This is a genomic window from Bradyrhizobium sp. USDA 4473, from assembly GCF_054063335.1.
The window spans coordinates 1,552,616-1,574,919 of the sequence record NZ_JBSSGE010000001.1 but is presented as its reverse complement, the minus strand read 5'-3'; the positions used below and the strand labels follow the sequence as shown (position 1 = coordinate 1,574,919).

The window sequence follows — 22,304 nt, the reverse complement described above, 5'->3', positions numbered from 1 at the left end:
GCAATATAAATTATGGAGCCTCACATTTAATTGTCCGCAATTGAATCCGCGGTCCCTTGAGCCCAGAATGACCCGGAAACGAGATGGATTCGATGACAATCATGGTCAGGAAACAGACGGCGGCGGATCAGGCGCTGCGGCTCGATAACCAGATCTGCTTTGCGGTCTATTCGACCGCGCACGCCTTCAACCGCGTCTACAAGCCGCTGCTCGACCGGCTCGGGCTGACCTATCCGCAGTATCTGGTGATGCTGGCGCTGTGGGAGCGCGACGACGTGCCCGTGAAGGACCTCGGCGAGCGCCTGTTCCTGGATTCCGGCACGCTGACGCCGCTCCTGAAGCGGCTGGAGGCGGCCGAGCTGATCAGGCGGACCCGCAGCACCGAAGACGAGCGCGTGGTGCTGATCGCGCTGACGCCGCAGGGCCATGCGCTGCGCGAAAAGGCAAAAGCCGTCCCGCAATCGATCCTCGCGGCCTCGGACTGCACGGTCGGGGAATTGCTGGCGATGAAGGACGAGATCGTCGCGTTGCGTGATCGGTTGAACGCGGTGCTGGGGGAGTAGCGGGCGTTGCGAGCTGCGGCTAGAGGCGCTTCTTGGCGAAGGCGCGGCCGGAGGCGGACTTCAGGTATCTTTCAAAAGCAACGGCCTGCTTCTCGTCGCTGAAGGCAACGTAGGTCTTGAGCCGCCAAGGCCCATATTTGGATGTATGGGGCACTTCGCCAGCGTTGTGCTTGGCCAGTCTGGCCCGCAGATCGTCGGTGAGCCCGACGTAGAAGTGCAGGCCGTCGAGGCTTTCGAGAATGTAGACGTATTTCATGAGGCTCCCCGCGCGGCGGATGGGGAGCATGCTAGCGTATTTGAATTCGGTGAGAGCCCGGCTTCGCCCTTCGGGCTACGCCGCGGCAGCCTTCGTTCACTTCGCTACGAGGGACTTCCCCAGGCTTGCCGAGCTGTAGCTCGCGAAGCGAGCGAAGGCTGGTGGAGCCAGGCGGGATCGAACCGCCGACCTCTTGCATGCCATGCAAGCGCTCTCCCAGCTGAGCTATGGCCCCATATTCCAGTGGGATGATCCTGGGGGATCGATCCCGATCCGCGCGGCCTGGATGACTCGCGCGGCAGCACCGTTGATCATAGATCGGCGCCGATCTCAAGTCTCTTCATCACCGCCGACGTCACCAATGATGTCGGTCACGTCCTCATCGCCCTCTTCCTCGTCGGCGATGAAGGTCGAATCGTCGTCGTCATCGTCGTCGATGGTCTCATCGACCTCGATATCGTCCTCGGATTCGGGAACCTGGGCCTTGACCTTGCCGGTGTTCTCCTCGGCATCGGCCTCCTCCAGCGAGACCAACTCTTCGGCCTCGGCGGGTTCCGGCATGTCGGCGGCGGTCGCAGGCGAATTGACGGTGGCGCCACGGCCCCGCGGCGGGGCCACCGGCGCGATCGGCACGACCTCGCCGGTGTAGGGCGAAATCACCGGGTTCTTGTTGAGGTCGTAGAACTTCTTGCCCGTGGTCGGGCAAATGCGCTTGGTTCCGAGCTCGGACTTGGCCACGTGGTCATCCCAGAATTTTGCTGAAAAACGGTGCTTCACTTGGCTAGTTGAGGGGCTGCTGTCAATAGCGGTTTGCGCGCAAGTGACGGGCGCGTGACGCGGTGTTGCCTATGTGATACCTGCCGCGGCGCGAGAGGACACAGTCTTGGCCCATTCTGACACCCCGACCCCGCTGGAATCGCGCGCCTGCGGCCCCCTGGCCGGCAAGGTCCGCGTCCCCGGCGACAAATCGATTTCCCACCGTGCCCTGATCCTGGGAGCGCTTTCGGTGGGTGAAACCCGCATTTCCGGCCTTTTGGAGGGCGAGGACGTCCTCAACACCGCCAAATCGATGCGCACACTGGGTGCCAAAGTGGAGCGGACGGCGCCTTTTGCCTGGTCGGTTGCAGGCGTCGGCGTCGGCGGCTTCGCCCAGCCCGCAGCCCCGCTCGATTTCGGCAATTCCGGCACCGGCTGCCGGCTGGTGATGGGCGCGGTGGCGGGATGCCCGATCGCGGCCATCTTCGATGGCGACGCCTCGCTGCGGTCGCGCCCGATGCGCCGGATCCTCGATCCCCTGGAGCTGATGGGCGCCCGGACCAGCGATATCGGGGCCGGCGGCCGGCTGCCGCTGACCCTGCATGGTGCCCGCTATCCGGTGCCGATCGTCTACAAGACGCCGGTCGCCTCGGCCCAGATCAAGTCCGCGGTGCTGCTGGCGGGGCTGTCCGCGCCCGGCGTCACCACCGTGATCGAGCAGGAGGCGAGCCGCGACCACACCGAATTGATGCTAAAGCATTTCGGCGCCGAGATCTGCTCCGAAAAGGAAGGCAGCCATGGCCGCCGGATCACGCTGAACGGCGAGCCTGAGCTGCGCGGCGCCGAAATCGTGGTGCCGGCCGATCCGTCCTCCGCGGCGTTTCCGATCGTCGCGGCGCTGATCGTCCAGGGATCCGACGTCATGTTCTCCGACGTGATGACCAATCCGCTGCGCACCGGCCTGTTCACCACGCTGCGCGAAATGGGCGCGGCGATCGAGGAGAGCGAGGTGCGCGGCGATGGCGGCGAGCCGATGGCGCAATTGCGCGTCCGTGCCTCGAAGCTCAGGGGCGTCGAGGTGCCGCCGGAGCGCGCGCCGTCGATGATCGACGAATATCTGGTGCTCGCGGTTGCGGCTGCGTTTGCCGAGGGCACCACGATCATGCGCGGCTTGCAGGAGCTGCGGGTCAAGGAATCCGACCGCCTCGAAGCGACCGCGGACATGCTGCGGGTCAATGGCGTCACGGTCGAGGTCTCCGGCGACGATCTGATCGTCAAGGGCCGCGGCCATGTCCCGGGCGGCGGTCTCGTCGCCACCCACATGGATCATCGCATCGCGATGTCGGCGCTGGTGATGGGCTGTGCTTCGGACCGGCCGGTGAAGGTCGACGACACCGCCTTCATTGCCACAAGTTTTCCGGACTTCATCCCGATGATGCGCTCGCTTGGAGCTGATTTCGCATGATCATCGCCATCGACGGACCGGCCGCCTCCGGCAAGGGCACGCTCGGCAAGCGGCTCGCCCACCATTACGGCTATCGCCATCTCGACACCGGCGTGATCTACCGCGCGGTGGCCTATGCGATGATGGCGCAGGGCGCCGACCTCAACGACGAGATGCTGGCAGTGGCCGTCGCGCTCGAGCTCGATCCCGAGAAATTCGGCAATCCGATCCTGAAGACCCAGAAGGTCGGCGAGGGCGCATCCGTTGTCTCGGCCTTTCCCAAGGTGCGCGAGGCGCTGGTGAATTTCCAGCGCCAGTTCGCGGCCGATCCGCCCGGCGCGGTGCTGGATGGGCGCGACATCGGCACCGTGATCTGCCCCGATGCCGACGTGAAGATCTTCGTGGTCGCCGATCCCCGCGTGCGGGCGCGCCGGCGTACCCTGGAAGCCCGGGCCCGCGGCGAGGATGCCGACGAGGAGGCCGTGCTCGCCGACATCCTCAAGCGCGACGAGCGCGACCAGAACCGGACCATTGCGCCGTTGCGGCCGGCGGCTGACGCCCACACGCTGGACAATTCCAACCTCGACATCGAGGCCGGCGTCCGCGCCGCCATTGCCATCGTCGAGGCGGCCCGCGCAAAACGCTAGAATCGCAGGCACGGGCGGGCCTTTCGGCCCGAAACCCCAGCAAAATGGGGCATTTCCTGCTTGCCGAAAGGTGCCCGCACGGCTATATCAGCGCCGTTCGGAGCACCATCGACATTGTCGAGATCGTGTCTGAGCGGGCCGGCGCCGGGTTTGAGCCATCCTCAAACGAAACTGACGCCGCATCTGGAGGAACGCCCGCTCCCAGGTCTTGCAGTCGATATTTTCGTGATCACGCTCCGGATTATCAAAACGTACCGAACGTGCAGTCTTGCTGCCGGCCCGCTGTTGCACCTCCTGCAATGAGCGGTCGTCAGGGTTTGCGGAACCCTGACACTTCACGCGCGGTGCGCCCATCAACCCGAACTGCCGGCGAAATCCCGCATCTGGAGATCAAATGGTTTCGAATTCTGCGTCTTCTTACACCCCGACCCGCGACGACTTCGCGGCGATGCTTGATGAGTCCTTTGCCGGCGGCAATTTGCAGGAAAGCTCGGTCATCAAGGGCAAGGTGGTTGCAATTGAGAAGGACATGGCCGTCATCGACGTCGGCCTGAAGACCGAAGGCCGCGTCGCGCTGCGCGAATTCGCCGGCCCCGGCCGTGAGAGCGACCTCAAGGTCGGCGACGAAGTCGAGGTGTTCCTCGACCGCATCGAGAATGCGCTTGGCGAAGCCGTGCTGTCGCGCGACAAGGCGCGCCGCGAGGAGAGCTGGGGCAAGCTCGAGAAGGCGTTCCAGAACAACGAAAAGGTCAACGGCGTCATCTTCAACCAGGTCAAGGGCGGCTTCACGGTCGACCTCGACGGTGCGGTGGCGTTCCTGCCGCGCTCCCAGGTCGACATTCGTCCGATCCGCGACGTTGCGCCGCTGATGAACAACTCGCAGCCGTTCCAGATCCTCAAGATGGACCGCCGCCGCGGCAACATCGTGGTGTCGCGCCGCACGGTTCTCGAAGAGACCCGCGCCGAGCAGCGCCAGGAGCTGGTACAGAACCTCGAAGAGGGTCAGGTGATCGACGGCGTGGTCAAGAACATCACCGATTACGGTGCGTTCGTTGATCTCGGCGGCATCGACGGCCTGCTGCACGTGACCGACATCGCCTGGCGCCGCGTCAACCACCCGACCGAGGTGCTGACCATCGGCCAGACCGTCAAGGTCAAGATCATCAAGATCAACCACGAGACGCACCGCATCTCGCTCGGCATGAAGCAGCTGCTGGACGATCCGTGGCAGGGCATCGAAGCCAAGTACCCGCTGGGTGCCCGCTTCACCGGCCGCGTCACCAACATCACCGACTACGGCGCGTTCGTCGAGCTCGAGCCGGGCATCGAAGGCCTGATCCACGTCTCCGAGATGTCGTGGACCAAGAAGAACATGCACCCCGGCAAGATCGTTTCGACCTCGCAGGAAGTCGAAGTGCAGGTGCTGGAAGTCGATTCGGTCAAGCGCCGCATCTCGCTCGGTCTCAAGCAGACCATGCGCAATCCCTGGGAAGTGTTCGTCGAGAAGTTCCCGGTCGGCTCGACCGTCGAAGGCGAGGTCAAGAACAAGACCGAGTTCGGACTTTTCTTGGGCCTCGACGGCGACGTCGACGGCATGGTCCATCTCTCCGACCTCGACTGGAAGCTTCCGGGCGAGCAGGTCATCGACAACTTCAAGAAGGGCGACATGGTCAAGGCCGTGGTGCTCGACGTCGATGTCGAGAAGGAGCGTATCTCGCTCGGCGTCAAGCAGCTCGAAGGCGACCCCTTCGCCGAGCCGGGCGACGTCAAGAAGGGCGCGGTCGTGACCTGCGAAGTGCTCGAAGTGAAGGAGAGCGGCATCGAGGTCCGGATTTCGGGCACCGAGTTCACTACCTTCATCAAGCGGTCCGAGCTGGCCCGCGATCGCAACGACCAGCGTGCCGAACGCTTTGCCGTCGGCGAGAAGGTCGATGCCCGCGTCATCCAGTTCGACAAGAAGGCCCGCAAGGTGCAGGTCTCGATCAAGGCGCTGGAAGTCGCCGAAGAGAAGGAAGCCATCGCGCAGTACGGCTCCTCCGATTCGGGTGCGACGCTCGGCGACATCCTCGGCACCGCGCTGAAGAACCGCGGCACCGACAAGTAAGCGTTCGGGCGATTTAAGCGAACAACTAGAGGGCCCCGGCGCGAACCGGGGCCCTTTGTTTTTGGCGTAGCCCGGATGGAGCGAAGCGAAATCCGGGGCTTTATCCCCGCGGCGGACTTTCCCGGATTGCGCTTCGCTTCATCCGGGCTCCGGATGCGTCGATGGGACGGGCCTTGTTTTCTTCAAATTGCGCCGCAATTGATGTATTTGGCTAAGCAGATGGTGACGCTGCGACGGCAAAACGCGCGGGACTGCGCGCTGACTATTTCTGGAGAGATCGGATGTCGCTTGATTCGGATGTGATCGTCGACCGCCGCCGTATCAGGCGCAAGCTGACGTTCTGGCGCGTCGCCGCTGCGGTCATTGCGATCGCGGCCATCGTCGGCGTCGGCGTGATCGCCGCCGGCGACCGCGGCAGCCTCTCGGCATCGAACGCGATCGCGCGGATCAACATCGACGGATTGATCCGCAGCGACCAGGAACGCGTCGAAGCGCTGGAGCGGCTCGGCAAGTCGAGCTATGCGGCGGTTGTCGTGCACATCAATTCGCCGGGCGGCACCACCGCAGGCTCCGAGCAGCTCTACGACTCGCTGATGCAGTTGAAGGCGAAGAAGCCGCTGGTCGTCGTGGTCGAGGGCCTGGCCGCCTCGGGCGGCTACATCACGGCGATCGCCTCGGATCATATCGTCGCCCAACAGACCTCGCTGGTCGGCTCGATCGGCGTGCTCTTCCAGTTTCCGAACGTTTCGGAATTGCTCAAGACCGTCGGCGTAAAGATGGAGGAGATCAAATCCTCCCCGCTGAAAGCTGCGCCCAACGGCATGGAGCCGACCAGCCCCGAGGCACGCGCCGCGATCGAGGGCCTGGTCAAGGACTCCTATGCATGGTTCCGTGGATTGGTGAAGGAGCGCCGCGGCATGGACGACGCCCTGCTGGAGAAGGTCGCTGACGGTCGCGTCTTCACCGGCCGGCAGGCGGTCGATCTCAAGCTGATCGATCAGCTCGGGGACGAGAAGACCGCGATCGCCTGGCTGGTTGCGGAGAAGAAGGTCAAAAGCGACCTGCCGGTGCGCACTTACAAGCTCAATCCGCGCTTCAGCGACCTGACCTTCCTGCGCACGGCTGCATCCATGACGCTCGATGCGCTTGGCCTCGGCGGCATCGCGCGGCGGATCGAGCAGGGCGGCGTGGCCCAGGCGGTCGACCGGTTCGGGCTGGACGGCATGCTGGCATTGTGGAGTCCGGGCGGAACCGACTGACCGGCTGCCAAACGTGTGCTGTTTGATGAATTCCCCCTCTGCGGGAATCGCTGCATGCCCCAATCGGGCTATTTGTCACGCGATTTCACGGCGCTCTAAATCGATTTAGCGTCTTGACAGTGCACGGCATTTTCACGGAAATGGGTTTCCGCAAGAGCCCGGATCCCACTTTCGATGATCAAATCCGAACTTGTTCAGCGTATCGCCGAGCACAACCCGCACCTCTATCAGCGGGATGTCGAGAATATTGTGAATGCGATTCTCGATGAAATCGTCGCGGCGCTGGCGCGTGGCGACCGTGTCGAGTTGCGCGGTTTCGGCGCATTCTCGGTGAAGCATCGCCCGGCGCGCGCCGGCCGCAATCCGCGTACCGGCGAGCATGTGCCGGTCGATCAGAAGAGCGTGCCGTTCTTCAAGACCGGCAAGGAAATGCGCGAGCGTCTCAATCGCGACGAGACCGAGGCGGGAGCCTCCAAGGTCGACGCGTCCAAAGCCGACGCTTAAAAGGCGGATGCTTGAGAGGCTGATGCCTGACAAGGCTGCGGCCTAGCGCGCGAGATCAGACGTTGCCGTGCTGCGGGTGATCGGCCCGCCACTTTCTCCATCGCTGCGAGAGATGGTCATGCGAAAGTTCTTCACGGCAGTGGTCGTCATTCCGCTCGGACTGATCTTCATCATCTTTGCGGTCGCTAACCGGCACTGGGTGACGGTGTCGTTTGACCCCTTCAACTCTGTGACGCCGACAATCGCGGTCACACTGCCGCTGTTTGTCGTCATCATTGCCTCCGCGATCCTGGGTGTGATCGCGGGCGGCATCGCGACCTGGTTCAGGCAGGGGCGGTGGCGCCGCGCCGCCCGGCAGCACGAGGCCGACGCCCGCCAGGTCCGCGCCGAGCTCGCCGACCTCAGGTCCGCCGCCCGGGACGACGCGCAGCGCCGTCCGGTCCCGGCCCTATCAGGCTTTTACGGGCCCAATGGGCGAGACAAGCAGGGCGCGACGTTGTAGAACCCGCCCCGTCGGACCCGGGCCTGCCCCTGTTCCGGGCGCCCGAAAACCCGTTTTGAAGACCCGTTTCGAGACCATGCCCCTGCTCGTCAAAATCTGCGGCCTGTCCACGCGCGAGACGCTCGACGTCGCGCTCGAGGGCGGCGCTGACATGGTGGGGTTCGTGTTCTTCTCCCCGTCGCCGCGCCATATCAGCCTGGAGACCGCGCGCGAGCTCGGCAGCCGCGCCAAGGGACGCGCCGTCAAGGTGGCGCTGACCGTCGATGCCGATGACGCGACCATCGAGAACATCATCGAGACGCTGCGACCCGACATCCTGCAATTGCACGGCAAGGAGACCACGGCGCGGCTGCGCGACCTCAAGCAGAAATTCGGCCTGCCGCTGATGAAGGCGCTGCCGGTCGAGACCTCGGCCGACCTTGCGCCGCTGCCGGGCTATGCCGGCGTCGCCGATCGCATCCTGTTCGATGCCCGCGCGCCCAAGGATGCGACGCGGCCGGGCGGTCTCGGCGCGCCGTTCGACTGGCACCTGCTGGAAAATCTCGATCTCGCTTTGCCCTACATGGTCTCCGGCGGGCTCAATGCCGGCAATGTCACTGAAGCCGTCCGCGTCACCCGCGCCGGCGGAGTCGACGTGTCGTCGGGCGTCGAGCGCACGCCCGGCATCAAGGATCCCGAGCTGATCCGCGCCTTCATCCGCGCCGCACGCGCAACCCAAAGAACTACCCGAGAACTGACGGTTCGATGAATCAAAACCTGCCCAATTCCTACCGCAGCGGCCCCGATGAGCGCGGGCATTTCGGCATTTTCGGCGGACGCTTCGTCGCTGAAACGCTGATGCCGCTGATCCTCGATCTCGAAAAGGCCTATGCCGACGCCAAGGCCGATCCGGCATTCCAGGCCGAGATGAATGTCTATCTGAAGGACTATGTCGGCCGGCCCTCGCCGCTGTACTTCGCCGAACGGCTCACCGAGCATCTCGGCGGGGCGAAAATCTACCTGAAGCGCGAGGAGCTCAACCACACCGGCTCGCACAAGGTCAACAATGTGCTCGGCCAAATCATGGTCGCGCGCCGCATGGGCAAGAAGCGCATCATCGCCGAGACCGGCGCCGGCCAGCACGGCGTGGCGACGGCGACGCTGTGCGCGCGGTTCGGGCTCGAATGCGTGGTCTATATGGGCGCGGTCGACGTCGAGCGGCAGCAGCCGAACGTGATCCGCATGGAAATGCTCGGCGCCAAGGTGGTCCCGGTGCAGTCGGGCGCGCGTACGCTGAAGGACGCGATGAACGACGCGTTGCGCGACTGGGTCACCAACGTGCACAACACCTTCTATTGCATCGGCACGGTGGCGGGCCCGCACCCTTATCCGATGATGGTGCGCGACTTCCAGTCGATCATCGGCCGCGAGACCCGCACGCAGATGCAGGAAGCCGAGGGCCGCCTGCCGGACTCGCTGATCGCCTGCATCGGCGGCGGCTCCAATGCAATGGGCCTGTTCCATCCGTTCCTCGACGATCCCTCGGTCGAGATTTTCGGCGTCGAGGCCGCCGGTCACGGGCTGACGCAGCTGCATGCCGCCTCGCTCGCCGGCGGGCGCCCCGGCGTGCTGCACGGCAACCGCACCTATCTGCTGATGGACGCCGACGGCCAGATCGAGGAAGCGCACTCGATCTCCGCCGGCCTCGACTATCCCGGCATCGGCCCCGAGCACGCCTGGCTGCATGAGACCGGCCGCGTCAAATATCTCTCGGCGACGGACGAGGAAGCGCTCGCCGCATTCCAGCTGCTGTCGCGGCTCGAAGGCATCATCCCCGCGCTGGAATCCGCGCACGCCATCGCGAAATTGTCCGAGCTCGCGCCGCAGCGGCCCAGGGATCATCTGATGGTGGTCAACCTCTCGGGCCGTGGCGACAAGGACGTGCCGCAGGTCGGCGACATCTTGAAGGCGAGGAAGAAGTGACCACCCGTATCGACGCACGTTTCGCCGAGCTGAAGCAGCAGGGCCGCTCCGCTTTCGTCACCTTCGTGATGGCCGGCGACCCCGACGCAAAAACCTCGCTCGACATCCTGAAGGCGCTGCCCAAGGCCGGTGCCGACGTCATCGAGATCGGCATGCCGTTCACCGATCCGATGGCCGACGGCCCGTCGATCCAGGCCGCAGGCCTGCGCGCGCTCAAGGGCGGCATGACCCTGCGCAAGACGCTGGCGATGGTCCGCGACTTCCGCAAGGAGGACAACGCCACGCCGATCGTGCTGATGGGCTACTACAATCCGATTTACATCTACGGCGTCGACGGCTTCCTGGCCGATGCCAAGACCGCCGGCGTCGACGGGTTGATCATCGTCGACCTGCCGCCGGAGGAAGACACCGAGCTCTGCATCCCTGCGATGAAGGCCGGGCTGAACTTCATCCGGCTGGCGACGCCGACCACCGACGACAAGCGCCTGCCGGCGGTGCTCGCCAACACCTCGGGCTTTGTCTATTACGTCTCGATCACCGGCATCACCGGCGCCGCGACGGCCGATTCGACCGCAGTTGCCGAAGCCGTCGCCCGCATCAAGCGGCACACCAAGCTCCCGGTCTGCGTCGGCTTCGGCATCCGTACCCCGGAGACGGCGCGGGCGATCGCCGGAAGCGCCAATGGCGCGGTGGTCGGTACCGCGATCGTCGATGCGGTGCGTGCCAACCTCGACGCCGAGGGCCGCGCGACGCCGAAGACCGTGAGCGCGGTGGCGGACCTGGTGTCCGCGCTGGCGCAGGGGGTCCGCGGCGCCAGGCAGGCCGCTGAATAAGCCACATTTTGCGGCAACAAGGCCGCCAATGGCGGCTTGCCGGGTTCGCCCGGCCCGCCATATATCCAGCTGGTGCGGGACCGACCCGCATTTCGGAGCGAACCATGAACTGGCTCACCAACGTCGTCCGGCCGAAGATCCGCAACATCCTGCGGCGCGAGACGCCGGAGAATCTCTGGATCAAGTGTCCGGATTCCGGGCAGCTCGTGTTCTACAAGGACGTCGAGGCCAACCAGTTCGTGATCCCCGGCTCGAACTACCACATGCGGATGGGCGCGGTGGCGCGGCTGAAGTCGATCTTCGACAACGAGACCTGGTTCGACGTCGCGTTGCCCGAGGTGACGGCCGATCCGCTCAAGTTCCGCGACGAGCGCAAATACGCCGACCGCATCAAGGATGCCCGTGCCAAGACCGGACTGAACGACGCGATCAAGGTCGGTTACGGCAAGCTCGAAGGCGCCGGCGTGGTGGTCGCGGTGCAGGACTTCGATTTCATGGGCGGCTCGCTCGGCATGGCCGCCGGTGAGGCGATGGTGCGCGGGCTCGAGCTCGCGGTCGAGAAGAAGTCGCCGTTCATCGTGTTCGCTGCATCCGGCGGCGCGCGGATGCAGGAAGGCATCCTGTCGCTGATGCAGATGCCGCGCACCACGGTGGGCGTGCAGATGCTGCGCGAGGCGAAGCAGCCCTACATCGTGGTGCTGACCAACCCGACCACCGGCGGCGTCACCGCGTCCTATGCGATGCTCGGCGACATCCAGATCGCCGAACCCGGTGCGCTGATCGGCTTCGCCGGCGCCCGCGTGATCGAGCAGACCATTCGCGAGAAGCTGCCGGAAGGCTTCCAGCGCGCCGAATATCTGCGCGAGCACGGCATGGTCGACATGGTCGTGCACCGTCACGAGATGAAGGCGACGCTGGCGCGGCTGTGCCGCCTGCTGACCAAGGCGCCGGCGCTCGAAACCGCATCGAAATCCACGGCCCCGGTCACCGAGCCGGCCCAGATCGTCACGGCGCCGGAGACGGTGCCGGCTGCGCCGCACGCGTGACCGCAAGCGCCGCCCCATCGCAAGCCTCGTTCGAGGCGTTGATCGCGCGGATATCGGCGCTGCATCCCAAGCGCATCGATCTCAGCCTCGATCGCATGCGCGGCCTGATGGAGCGGCTCGATCATCCCGAGCGCAAGCTGCCGCCGGTGATCCATGTCGCCGGCACCAACGGCAAGGGCTCGACGGTTGCCTATCTGCGCGCGATCCTCGAAGCATCAGGCCTGCGCGTGCACGTCTTCACCTCGCCCTACCTGGTGCGGCTCAACGAATGCTACCGGCTGGGTGCGGTCGGCGGCGGCAAGCTGGTCGGCGACGACGAGCTGCGCGCGACGTTCGAGGAATGCGAGCGCATCAACGCCGGCAACCCGATCACGGTCTTCGAGATGGAGACGGCGGTGGCGTTCTGCCTGTTCGCCAAGCATCCGGCCGATGTCGCGCTGCTCGAGGTCGGCCTCGGCGGCCGGCTGGATTCCACCAATGTGGTGGAGACGCCGCTCGCTTCGGTGATCACGCCGGTCAGCATGGATCACATGGAATTCCTCGGCGACAATCTGGCGGCGATCGCCGGCGAGAAGGCCGCGATCATCAAGCGCAAGGTGCCGGTGGTGTGCGCCGAACAGGCGCCCGAGGCAATGGCGGTGATCGAGGCGGAGGCGAGCCGCATGCGCGCGCCGCTGCATGCCGCCGGCCAGCAATGGCATGTCGGTGTTGAGCGTGGCCGGCTGGTCTATCAGGACGAGCGAGGCCTGCTCGATCTCGCCGCGCCAAAACTGTTCGGCCGGCACCAGTTCGACAATGCGGGCCTTGCGATCGCAACGCTGCGCGCGATCGACGCGTTCAAGCTCAACATCGCAGCCTTCGAGGCCGGCATCGTCAATGCGGAATGGCCGGCGCGGATGCAACGATTGGTCTCAGGCAGCCTGGTCTGCCAGGGCCCGCAGGGCTCCGAGATCTGGCTCGATGGTGGCCATAATGCCGAGGGCGGCCGCGTTGCGGCTGCTGCGCTCGGCGATCTCGAGGAGCGGGTGTCGCGGCCGCTGGTCGTGATCGCAGGCATGATGGCCAACAAGGATGCCAACGCCTTCCTCGCCAATTTCGCCGGGCTGACGCGACACATCATCGCGGTGCCGGTGCCCGGCCGCGACAACGGCATGGCGCCGGACAAGCTCGCCGACGCCGCGCGTGCGCTCGGCATGCGGGTCGAGATCGCATCCGGCGTCGACGCCGCCTTGCAGCGGCTCGCGACGCTGGCCTACGAGGTGCCGCCGCGCATCCTGATCACCGGCTCGCTGTACCTCGCCGGCCCGGTGCTTGCGGCCAACGGCACGCCTCCTGCATGATCCCGCTGACGTAGCCCGGATGAAGCGAAGCGAAATCCGGGAAGGCTCGATCCGCCGAGGCTGGGCCCCGGATTACGCTTCGCTTCATCCGGGCTACGGGAGAACAACACATCATGCGATTTGCTGCGATCGCCGATATCCACGGCAACCACCTCGCGCTTGAAGCGGTGCTGTCCGACATCCGCGCCCAGGGCATCTCCGACATCGTCGATCTCGGCGACATGGTGAGCGGGCCGCTCGACGCGCGGCCGACGATCGACATGCTGATGGCGCTCGATGCGGTCCATCTGCTGGGTAATCACGACCGCTATCTGATCGACCGCCCCCACGAGAAGATGGGCTCCTGGGAGCGGCTGACCTATACCCAGCTCGAGCCGCAGCATCTCGACTGGCTGCGCGCGCTGCCTGCCAATGCGGTCTATCGCGACGCGGTTTTCCTCTGCCACGCAACGCCGCAGGATGACGAGACCTATTGGCTCGAGGCGGTGCTGCCGGGCGGCGAAGTCTGCATGTCCGCGCTTGATGCGATCGAGGCCAAAGCCACGGGCATCACGCAATCGCTGATTCTCTGCGCGCACACTCATACGGCGCGTGCTGTGCGGCTTCGCGATGGGCGGCTGATCGTCAATCCCGGAAGCGTCGGCTCGCCCGGCTATCGCGCCGGCAAGCCGCATCCGCATGTCGTCGAGGCCGGCTCGCCCGACGCGCGCTACGCGATCCTCGAACAGGTTGGTGGCGACTGGACCGTGACCTTCCGCCACATCCCCTACGACCACGCAGCGATGGCGGCGCTGGCGAGGCAGCACGGCCAGGCCGAACTCGCCTCGGCGCTGGCGACCGGATGGATCCGCTGACGGCTACGCCTTCAACAGCTTCATCGGATCGACCGCCTTCTGCTTCAGCTGCTCGAACGTGCATTGCGTCGGCGCTTTGTCCGGACGCCAACGCAGGATTGAGGTGCCGTGGCGAAAGCGGTCGCCGCTGAAATGGTCGTAGCAGACCTCGATTACGAGCTTGGACCTTAGCGGACACCATTGTGCCGAGCGTTCGGTCGACCACCGGCTCGGACCGCCCGGTGCATTCCCTGTGAAGCCGGGCTTGGCGATCAACGGCTCGAGGCGATCGGTGAGCGCTGGCTTGTCCTGCTGCTTGATCGCCGAGGTGAAGCCGACATGGTGCAACAAGCCGTCGTCATCATAGAGGCCGAGCAGCAGCGAGCCGACGACCTTGCGGCGGCCGATCCTGTTGGTGGCATAGCGAAATCCGCCGATCACGCAATCGGCGCTTCTGAATTTCTTGATCTTCTGCATGCCGTCGCGATTGCCGGCCTGATAGGGCAGGTCCAGGCGTTTGGCGATCACGCCGTCGAATCCGCCGCCGGAGCGCGCCAGCCATGTCTTCGCCGTCGTGTAGCTCGTTGTCGCCGGCGAGAGCCGAAAGCCGGGATTGGATTTCAATTGCGCTTTGGCAAAAGCCTCGAGCTGCGGCCGGCGCGTGCTCAAGGACTGTCCGGAAAGCTTCGTCTCGGTCGGCGACGCCAGCAGGTCGAACGCCAGATACAAGGCGGGCGTTTCATGCGCGAGCCGTGTCACGCGGCTGGCCGCCGGATGGATGCGTTGCAGGAGATCGTCGAAGGAGAATGTCCGGCCGTGCGGCACCACGATCTCGCCGTCGAGCGCGAACGACTTTGCCTTTACGCTCAGCGCCGCGGCGACCAACTCAGGGAAATAGCGGGCGAGATCCTCGCCGGATTTCGAGCGCAGGTCGACCTTGTTGCCTGCGCGTTTCAGCAGGCAGCGGAAGCCGTCCCATTTGGGTTCGTATTGCCACGCTTTGCCGCGCGGGATGGCATCGACCGAGCGGGCCTCCATCGCGACGAGCGGCGTGGATATCGAAGCGGGCTTCTGACGTGGGAAGGGCAAGCGCTAAGACCTTCAAACGCAACACACAAGGTCTCAACGCAAACGGCCGGCGAATCCGCCGGCCGGGCTCGAAATTATTTAATCAGCAGACCTGGATCAGACCGCAGCGGTGATCCACTGCTGCAGCTTGGCCTTCGGGGCGGCGCCGACCTGACGGGAGGCCATCTCGCCGCCCTTGAAGATCATCAGGGTCGGGATCGACATCACGCCATACTTCGACGCGGTCTTCGGGCTCTCGTCGACGTTGAGCTTCACGATCTTGACCTTGTCGCCCATCGCGCCGGAAATCTCATCGAGAGCGGGCGCGATCATGCGGCAGGGGCCGCACCATTCGGCCCAGAAGTCAACGACCACCGGCCCGGTCGCCTTGAGCACTTCGGCTTCGAAATCGGCGTCAGAAACCTTGCCAACGGCCATGTGAGTACCTCGTTCGGTTAGGACAAAAGGGCGCGGTTGAGAATCGCGCCCGGGAGCATGGGGCAAACGTATGAATGCCCCCTTGCCGGGTCAAGCTCGCTCACGCCGACATGACCTTATGCCAGCCCGGCGTCTAGCGCGGAGGCGGAAATCTCCATCATTTCAGGGGTTTCGGTCCAGAGCAGAGCGGCGTGGATGATCCTGTGGGGATAAAGTTTTGCCAGCACCGCACGGTACAGTGCGAGCTGCCGGATATAGCCCCTGGGGGCCTCGGCGGAGATCTTGGGCGGGGCGTGGTTGGTCTTGAAATCGACGATCAGGACCTCGTTCGGCGTCACCACCAGCCGGTCGATCTGGCCCGAAACCAGCTCTTTCGGCCGGCCCGGCCGCTCCAGCCGACCCACGATCGAAACCTCGGCACGGCTGCCGGGAGCAAATACCGGCGCGAAGCGCAGATCGACGGTGAGGGCGACCACCTGCCGCGCCAGCGCCGCGCGCTCTTCCTCGCTCCAGCCATCGGCGTTACGAGCAAGATAACCGAGCGCCGCGTCGAGCCGTCGTTCCACCGCGACGTCGGGTAGCGATTGCAGCAGGCGATGCACCAGCGTGCCGCGCTGCAGGGCGCGGGCGCGCAGCAGCACCGATTCGCCGGTTCGTATCTTGTGGCCGTCGTCATCGGCCGGATCGGACGGGCGCAGCACGTCCGCGGCGGCGGCTTCCGGCGCGGCCGCCGTCCGCAGCCAGGACGGCAGTACGATCGGCGCCGCGGCCGGCGACGCCGCGGCGCTGGTGAGATCGGCAGCGTCATCCGGCCGCGAATAGCGCGTCACTTTGCCGGCCGGCGTCTCCTCTTCCTCCAGCTTGAGCCCGGAATTGGCGAGCCCCTTGGTGATCAAATCGTACCAGGAGGATTTGCGTACCGTGTTCATGTTGCCGGGCATGCAGCCGCCGACGATCAGCCGGTCGGCGGCACGCGTCATCGCGACATAGAGCAGGCGGCGATACTCGTCCTCGGTGTCGCCGAGCATCGCCTTGCGCGCGTCGGCGACGCTGGGCGGATCCTCGGCCTTCTTGCCGGCCCACACCACGACGCCGGGGGCGTTCGGTGCGGCGTTGCCTTGCGGCAGATGGATCAGCCGCAGCCGCTGCGTGTCCGACGGCGAGGTCGTGGTGTCGACCAGGAACACCACCGATGCTTCGAGGCCCTTGGCACCGTGCACGGTCATCACGCGGACCTCGTCGCGCGAGATCTCCATGTCGCGCTTCACCTCGGTGTCGGCGGCGCGCATCCAGGCGACGAAGCCCTGCAGCGAGGCCGGCGCCTTGCGCTCATAGCTCAGCGCCAGCTCGAGGAATTCGTCGAGCGCGTCATTGGCCTCGTGGCCCAGCCGGCGCAGCATGCGCGCCCGCCCGCCATCGCCGCCGAGCAGCCAGGCGTAGAACGCGAACGGCGTCTCCTGGGTGAAGCGGCGCTCGCAGCCTTCGAGGCGGCGCAGCGCGGCCGCCAAACGCTCATCACTCGGCGCCAGCGCGGCCAGCGCCTCGCGCAGCGAGCCGCGGCGCTGATACGCCAGCTTGAACAGGTCGTCATCGTCGAGGCCGAACAGCGGGCTCTTCAGCGCCACCGCGAGCGCGAGGTCGTCCTGCGGCAGCAGCAGCGCATCGGCGAGGTTCATCAGGTCGATGATCGCGATGTGCTCGGTCAACTTCAGCCGGTCGGCGCCGGCGACCGGGATGTTGGCATGCTTGAGCGCCTGGATCACCGCGTCGAAGGCGTTGCCGCGCCGCCGCACCAGGATCAGCATGTCGCCGTAACGCAGCGGCCGCCGCGCGCCTTCGCTGCCGGTCATGGTGCCGCTGGTGACGAGGCGCTTGATCTCGGCCTGGATGCGCCGCGCCAGCTTCACCTCGGGGCTCGTCACGGACACGCCGTCGAACGGCGCCCGCCAGCCCTCGATGTCCTGGCGGTCGTCGGCCGCCGCAAGATCCCACAGCTCGATCAGGCTGGGGCCGGCATCGGCCATCGCATTGTGGATCGGATAGCCGTTCTCGACCGCATGAATGCTGCGGAAGATCTCCTGCTCGCGGAACACATGGTCGACCGAATGCAGGATCACCGGCCCCGAGCGGAACGAATAGGTGAACGACACCGGATCGAATTTCAGCCCGGCCTCTTCAAATCGTCGCTTCAGCTCGCGCCGTCGCAGGTCGAATTCACGGGGGGCTGCGCCCTGGAACGAGAAGATCGACTGCTTCTCGTCGCCGACCGCGAACACGGTGCGCACCAGGCCGTCGCGGGCACCGGCGCCGGAGGTGAATTCCGAGATGATATGGGCGACGATGTCCCATTGCCGCGGGCTGGTGTCCTGCGCCTCGTCGATCAGCACGTGATCGACGCCGCGGTCGAGCTTGTAATGCACCCAGCCCGAGGAGACGCGGTCGAGCATTGCCAGCGTCTTGTCGATCAGATCGTCATAGTCGAGCAGGCCGCGTTCCAGCTTCTCGCGGCGGTAATGCGCGGCCGCCGCGGTCGCGATATGGATCAGCGCCTCGGTGCGGTCGCGTGCCACCACGGCGCGGCGGCGCTCGATCAGGGGACCGAGACGGTCGATCTCCGCCTCGAAGCGATGACCCGCGATGGAGTTCTTCTTGATGAAATTGTTGGTGACGACGGAGGCGCGCGGTGCCCGCTCATCGGTCAGGAACACGCCGAGATATTCGTCGACCTGCGCCGCCCCGCTAAAGGTCAGTGCGCTGCGCAGCCGCTCGGCCTGCTTCTGATCCGCCTTGCTGCTGGTGTCGAGCAGCGTCGCCGTCTCCTGCCAGCTCGACCGCGGCAGGTTCGGCCCGTCGACGATCTCGCGCTCGACATCCTCGATGCGAATATCGGCGGGAACGCCAAGCGCCGCGGACATCTGCGCGGCGGCGGCCGCGGCGCTGCCGGCGGCATCGGTCCAGGCCATGAAATGGTCGCGGCTGAGGCAGGCTTCGCGCACCACCTCCTTGAAGGTGACGTCGGCGGCATTTGCCATCGCCGTCCGCAGCGCGCGGCCGATCGGACTGTCGGGAATCCGCGATGCCTCGAGGAACACGGCGAGATTGGCGCGCTCCATCATCTCGTTCTGGTCGCGATCATCAAGCACGGCGAAGCGCGCCGGCACATTGGCCTCGAACGGAAACTGCTGTAGCAGGCGAGTGCACAGCCCGTGGATGGTCTGCACCTTCAAGCCGCCGGGCGTCTCCAGCGCGCACGCGAAAAGCTTGCGCGCTTCCTTGCGGAGCTTCGAATCCGGATGTGCGATGCCGGCCTCACGGATCGCAGCATCGAGCCCGGCATCGTCGAGCGTCACCCAATGGCCGAGCGTCGTGAACACACGTTCCGCCATGTTCGCAGCGGCGGCCTTGGTGAAGGTGATGCAGAGAATCTTTTCCGGCGGCACGCCTGACAGCAGCAGGCGAATCACGCGCTGCACCAGCACATGCGTCTTGCCCGAGCCGGCATTGGCCGACACGAAGGTCGAGGCCTTCGGATCGGACGCGCGGGCCTGCGCATCACGTACCGCGGGCGGGATCGGTCTGGCGGCCTTCACCATTCCTCGATCCCCAGGCCGCCGGCGGCGGACCATTCCTTGATCCGCGCGAGGTCGTCATAGGCGCCGTAACGGTTCGCCCACATCGAGAGGTTCAGTGAGGTGTAGGCTTGGCTCTCGTCGTCGAAGGCGCGGATCAGGGCTTCCAGCTTGCGCCGCGCGCTGTCGGCGGCTTCATCGGGCGGCTGCGGGGCGTCGTTGGTCTTGATCTTCAATTCGAGCGAGCGCTGCTCGCCCGGTGGGTTGTTGCCGCTCAGCCTGACATAGACGAGATCGCCGACCGAGGAGCCCGCCGGGATGTCGGCAAAGCCACCCTCGCGCAGGATCGCGGCTTCCAGCGTCAGCTGCGGCGACAGGCCCATGCGCACCTGCTTGCCGGTCGGCGGTTGCCCGGTCTTGTAGTCGAGGATCGCGAAGCTGCCGTCGTCGCGCCGCTCGATGCGATCGGCGCGCGCTGAGAGCACGAACGTCCTGGCATCGTCAAGCGGAATGCCGATCTCGCCGCGGATCTCGGCCTTGATCGCAGCAATGCTGCCGCGCCGGGCCTGCTCCCATTCGGCAAACCAGCCCGCGATGCGCTGGAAGCGCGGCCACCACAGCGCGCGCGCCTCCGGCCGCTCCATCAGTGGCGCGAAATGCCTGCTACCGATGTCGCGCAGCGCGCCCTTGATGTCGTCAGGCAGCGCGTCGGCGTAAGTTTGCGTGAACTCGCCGAGCGATTCGTGGATTGCGGAGCCGCGGTCCGCCGCAGACAGCGGCATGTCGACCGGATCGAGCGGATCGAGCCGCAAAATGTAGCGCGCATAGATCGTATAGGGATCGCGCAGCCAGTCCTCGATCGCGGTGACCGACATTTTCAGCGGCCGCGCCTCGCGCGGTGGCCGCGGCTCGGGCTGCGCGATCGGCTCGACCTTGTCGGGCCGGTCGAGCTCGGCGGCATATTGCACATAAATCTCGCCGGCCGAAGTCGCGGCTTTCCAGCGCGCTTCGCCCGCCACCGCTTCGAGCCGATGCAGGAAGCGCGAAGCAACAGCCGGCGCGCCGCCGACCTTGGCCGCGTGGGTCAGGATCACCTCGTCATGGCCGAGCAGCTGCGCGAAGTCGTGCGCGGACAGGCCGATGCGCCGTTCGGGGAGATCGAGCCCGAGCTCATGCCGCATCGGCCGGCTCAGCCACGGGTCGACCCGCGGCGCCGGCGGCCAGACGCCCTCGACCAGGCCGCCGAGGATGACGCGATCGGATTCGGTGAGGCGCGCTTCGAGCGAGCCGTAGATGTTGAGCTGAGCCCGCGCCGATTCCGGCCGCCGTACCATGCGGTCGGCGAATGCGGTCTGGAAAACCTCGGGATAATCTGACAGCGGCGTCATCAGCCCGCTCGGCTGCTGCTTGGCGAGCAGCTCGTCGAACGCGGATGCCAGCGACGCACCGGCGCGTTCCTCGAACGCGATGGCGATGCCGTTCTCGTCGGAGGACAGCGCGACCAGCGCCTCGCGGTGGCGCGCGGCCAATTCGGCGAAATCATGCAGTTTTGACGACGCCATGCCTTCCAGTGGCGCCAGCGCCGCCTGCAACCTGGCGATCAGGTCCTGCGCCTGGTTGAGCTCGTTGTCGCGCAGCCGCGTGCGTGGCTCCATGGCGTGCAGCGACGAGGTCTCGCCGCCACTAAGCTTGACCAGTTCGGCGCGGAAGCGGGCGAAGTCGCGGGCAAGCCCGGCGGTCCCGGCTTGCGGCCGCGTGCCGCGCAGCAACGCGATCTCCAGCACCTCGGTCGCGCGCTTCAGCGCACCGTGCGCGCTGCCGAGCCGGAACAGCGGATGCTTGAGCAGCGCGAGCAGTGTCGGCGGCTCCAGCCCCCTGGCCGCGGCCTCCGCGGTGAGGCGGGCGAACACGCCGGCGGGCGTTTCGATCAGCGCGTCGCCGCCGGAATCGTCGAATTCGAGCTTCCAGCGCGTCAACGAGGCCATCACGCGGCGCGCCAGCGCGCGGTCCGGCGTCACTAGCGCGGCCGATTTGCCGAGATGCCGCGCTTCGCGCATCGCGACCGCGATCGCCAGCGCCTCCATCTCCGGATTGGACGCCTCGACCACGGTGAGGTTGCTCATCCCAGCCGAAATCCGCGCCGCGATCTCGGGCCGTTCCAGCCGGTCGTGCCATTGCGCGGTCGCGGTCGAGGGACGCATCGTCTCCGACACCAGAATTTCGCGGCCCTGCGGTGCCGGCTGCGCGAGACTTTCGACATCGCGGCGCTTGATGCCGAAGCGGTCGAGCAGCGCGTGCATCGCGAATTGCGGGTGGTTCGACGAGGGCGGCGTTTTGAACCTGCCGTCGTCGCCGCGCTCGCCGCCGATCGTGTCCCAGGACTCTTCATCGAGATCGGTGTCGAGCCCGGGCAGCACCACCGCGCCGTTCGGCAGCTTCGCCACCGCGTGCAGGAATTTTGCGGTGGCCGGCATCGAGCCGGTCGAACCGGCCGCGATCACCGGGCCCGTCGGATGCGCGGTCAGCCGCGCGGCTTCCGCCTCGATCAACAAATCGCGGCGCGCCGCCGGTTCGATCCGGCCGATCTCCTTGAGGTAGTTCGGCCAGGCGTCGCGTGCGATGCGCAGAAATTCCAGCGAATGCTGCCAGTATTTGTCGAGCTGGTCCGGCACCAGGCGGTCGAGTGCGCGCCAGTCGACGCCGCGCGTTACCATGTCGTCCATCAGCCGCGCCAGATCGCCGGCGAGCTGCAAGGTCGAGGCCGGACCGCCGACCACCAGCGGCGCCGACACCGGCGTCTTGGCCCAGGCCGCGACCAGATGCGCCAAGGTCAGCCGTCGCTCGAGCTCGCCGAGCCGGGGCGGGATCTCCAGCGGCGCGGCGCCGCCGATGTCGTCGCCCTGATCGGCGAAGGCGAGCTCGTCCTCATCGATCTCGCCGAGCGCTATGATGCGTGGCAGCACCGCTGCGTCGGAATCGAGCACGTCGAGGAAGATTTCGCGCGCCAGCCGTCCGGCGCGGCGGGTCGGCAGATAGAGCGTGGCGTTGGCGAGCTTCGCCGGATCGTTGCGCGCCTCGAATCCTGCGACCAGCCGGCCGTCGACCAGCGCCGAGATGACGGTGCGCAGGAACGGCGCAGAAACGGGAACGCTGAAAACGCGCATGGGCTGCCTGATTCGA

19 protein-coding genes and 1 tRNA gene are annotated in these 22,304 nt (G+C 66.0%); 13 read left to right on the top strand and 7 right to left on the bottom strand.

All coding sequences use genetic code 11. From position 1 onward, the window contains the following. The first annotated feature begins 101 nt into the window (after positions 1–101). Positions 102–563, top strand: coding sequence for a MarR family winged helix-turn-helix transcriptional regulator (locus tag ACVW17_RS07330; protein ID WP_298371380.1), 462 nt, complete (start codon positions 102–104; stop codon positions 561–563). Positions 564–582: 19 nt separating this feature from the next. On the opposite strand, the gene ACVW17_RS07325 is transcribed toward ACVW17_RS07330, so the two are convergent. From ACVW17_RS07325 to ACVW17_RS07315, 3 genes are all read right to left on the bottom strand, one after another. Then, complete coding sequence (locus tag ACVW17_RS07325; RefSeq protein WP_456796986.1) at positions 583–819, bottom strand: GIY-YIG nuclease family protein; 237 nt, start codon at positions 817–819, stop codon at positions 583–585. A 159-nt stretch (positions 820–978) separates the two neighbouring features. After that, positions 979–1,054 (bottom strand) — tRNA-Ala (locus ACVW17_RS07320). 95 nt (positions 1,055–1,149) lie between these two features. Continuing rightward, a complete protein-coding gene (locus tag ACVW17_RS07315) occupies positions 1,150–1,557 on the bottom strand; it encodes a TIGR02300 family protein (protein WP_456751211.1) in 408 nt (135 codons plus the stop codon). Between the two features lie 145 nt (positions 1,558–1,702). On the opposite strand from ACVW17_RS07315, the gene aroA reads away from it, so the two are divergent. From aroA to ACVW17_RS07255, 12 genes are all read left to right on the top strand, one after another. After that, a complete protein-coding gene (gene aroA, locus ACVW17_RS07310; RefSeq protein ID WP_456796985.1) occupies positions 1,703–3,040 on the top strand; it encodes a 3-phosphoshikimate 1-carboxyvinyltransferase in 1,338 nt (445 codons plus the stop codon). After that, positions 3,037–3,666: a (d)CMP kinase gene (gene cmk, locus ACVW17_RS07305; protein WP_456751209.1), complete on the top strand. Its 630-nt coding sequence runs from the start codon at positions 3,037–3,039 to the stop codon at positions 3,664–3,666. The genes aroA and cmk overlap by 4 nt, the downstream gene beginning before the upstream one ends. Positions 3,667–4,060: 394 nt before the next feature. Next, positions 4,061–5,770, top strand: a complete 1,710-nt coding sequence (gene rpsA / locus ACVW17_RS07300; RefSeq protein WP_076863580.1) for a 30S ribosomal protein S1 — start codon at positions 4,061–4,063, stop codon at positions 5,768–5,770. Positions 5,771–6,051: 281 nt separating this feature from the next. Beyond that, a complete protein-coding gene (gene sppA / locus ACVW17_RS07295) occupies positions 6,052–7,029 on the top strand; it encodes a signal peptide peptidase SppA (protein WP_456751208.1) in 978 nt (325 codons plus the stop codon). A 174-nt stretch (positions 7,030–7,203) separates the two neighbouring features. Further along, positions 7,204–7,533, top strand: a complete 330-nt coding sequence (locus tag ACVW17_RS07290; RefSeq protein ID WP_456751207.1) for an integration host factor subunit beta — start codon at positions 7,204–7,206, stop codon at positions 7,531–7,533. Between the two features lie 118 nt (positions 7,534–7,651). Next, entirely contained in the window at positions 7,652–8,035 is a 384-nt protein-coding gene (locus tag ACVW17_RS07285) for a LapA family protein (RefSeq protein WP_456751206.1), read from the top strand. Between the two features lie 76 nt (positions 8,036–8,111). Beyond that, positions 8,112–8,783, top strand: a complete 672-nt coding sequence (locus tag ACVW17_RS07280; RefSeq protein ID WP_456751205.1) for a phosphoribosylanthranilate isomerase — start codon at positions 8,112–8,114, stop codon at positions 8,781–8,783. Further along, positions 8,780–9,997, top strand: coding sequence for a tryptophan synthase subunit beta (trpB, locus tag ACVW17_RS07275; RefSeq protein WP_456751204.1), 1,218 nt, complete (start codon positions 8,780–8,782; stop codon positions 9,995–9,997). The genes ACVW17_RS07280 and trpB overlap by 4 nt, the downstream gene beginning before the upstream one ends. Then, entirely contained in the window at positions 9,994–10,830 is an 837-nt protein-coding gene (gene trpA, locus ACVW17_RS07270; RefSeq protein WP_456751203.1) for a tryptophan synthase subunit alpha, read from the top strand. The genes trpB and trpA overlap by 4 nt, the downstream gene beginning before the upstream one ends. Positions 10,831–10,934: 104 nt before the next feature. After that, positions 10,935–11,876, top strand: coding sequence for an acetyl-CoA carboxylase, carboxyltransferase subunit beta (gene accD / locus ACVW17_RS07265; protein WP_456751202.1), 942 nt, complete (start codon positions 10,935–10,937; stop codon positions 11,874–11,876). A gap of 95 nt (positions 11,877–11,971) precedes the next feature. After that, positions 11,972–13,216: a bifunctional folylpolyglutamate synthase/dihydrofolate synthase gene (locus ACVW17_RS07260; RefSeq protein ID WP_456756361.1), complete on the top strand. Its 1,245-nt coding sequence runs from the start codon at positions 11,972–11,974 to the stop codon at positions 13,214–13,216. A gap of 113 nt (positions 13,217–13,329) precedes the next feature. Then, positions 13,330–14,070 (top strand): metallophosphoesterase family protein, encoded by a 741-nt coding sequence (locus ACVW17_RS07255; protein ID WP_456751201.1) that lies wholly within the window; start codon positions 13,330–13,332, stop codon positions 14,068–14,070. Between the two features lie 3 nt (positions 14,071–14,073). On the opposite strand, the gene ACVW17_RS07250 is transcribed toward ACVW17_RS07255, so the two are convergent. The 4 genes from ACVW17_RS07250 to addB form a co-directional block, all read right to left on the bottom strand. After that, on the bottom strand, positions 14,074–15,138 hold the full coding sequence (locus ACVW17_RS07250; protein ID WP_456751200.1) for an ATP-dependent DNA ligase: 1,065 nt from the start codon (positions 15,136–15,138) through the stop codon (positions 14,074–14,076). A gap of 96 nt (positions 15,139–15,234) precedes the next feature. Then, entirely contained in the window at positions 15,235–15,555 is a 321-nt protein-coding gene (gene trxA / locus ACVW17_RS07245; protein WP_016847387.1) for a thioredoxin, read from the bottom strand. A 116-nt stretch (positions 15,556–15,671) separates the two neighbouring features. Beyond that, positions 15,672–19,148: a double-strand break repair helicase AddA gene (addA, locus tag ACVW17_RS07240; RefSeq protein WP_456751199.1), complete on the bottom strand. Its 3,477-nt coding sequence runs from the start codon at positions 19,146–19,148 to the stop codon at positions 15,672–15,674. Continuing rightward, positions 19,142–22,288 (bottom strand): double-strand break repair protein AddB, encoded by a 3,147-nt coding sequence (gene addB, locus ACVW17_RS07235; protein WP_456751198.1) that lies wholly within the window; start codon positions 22,286–22,288, stop codon positions 19,142–19,144. The genes addA and addB overlap by 7 nt, the downstream gene beginning before the upstream one ends. Positions 22,289–22,304: the final 16 nt, after the last annotated feature.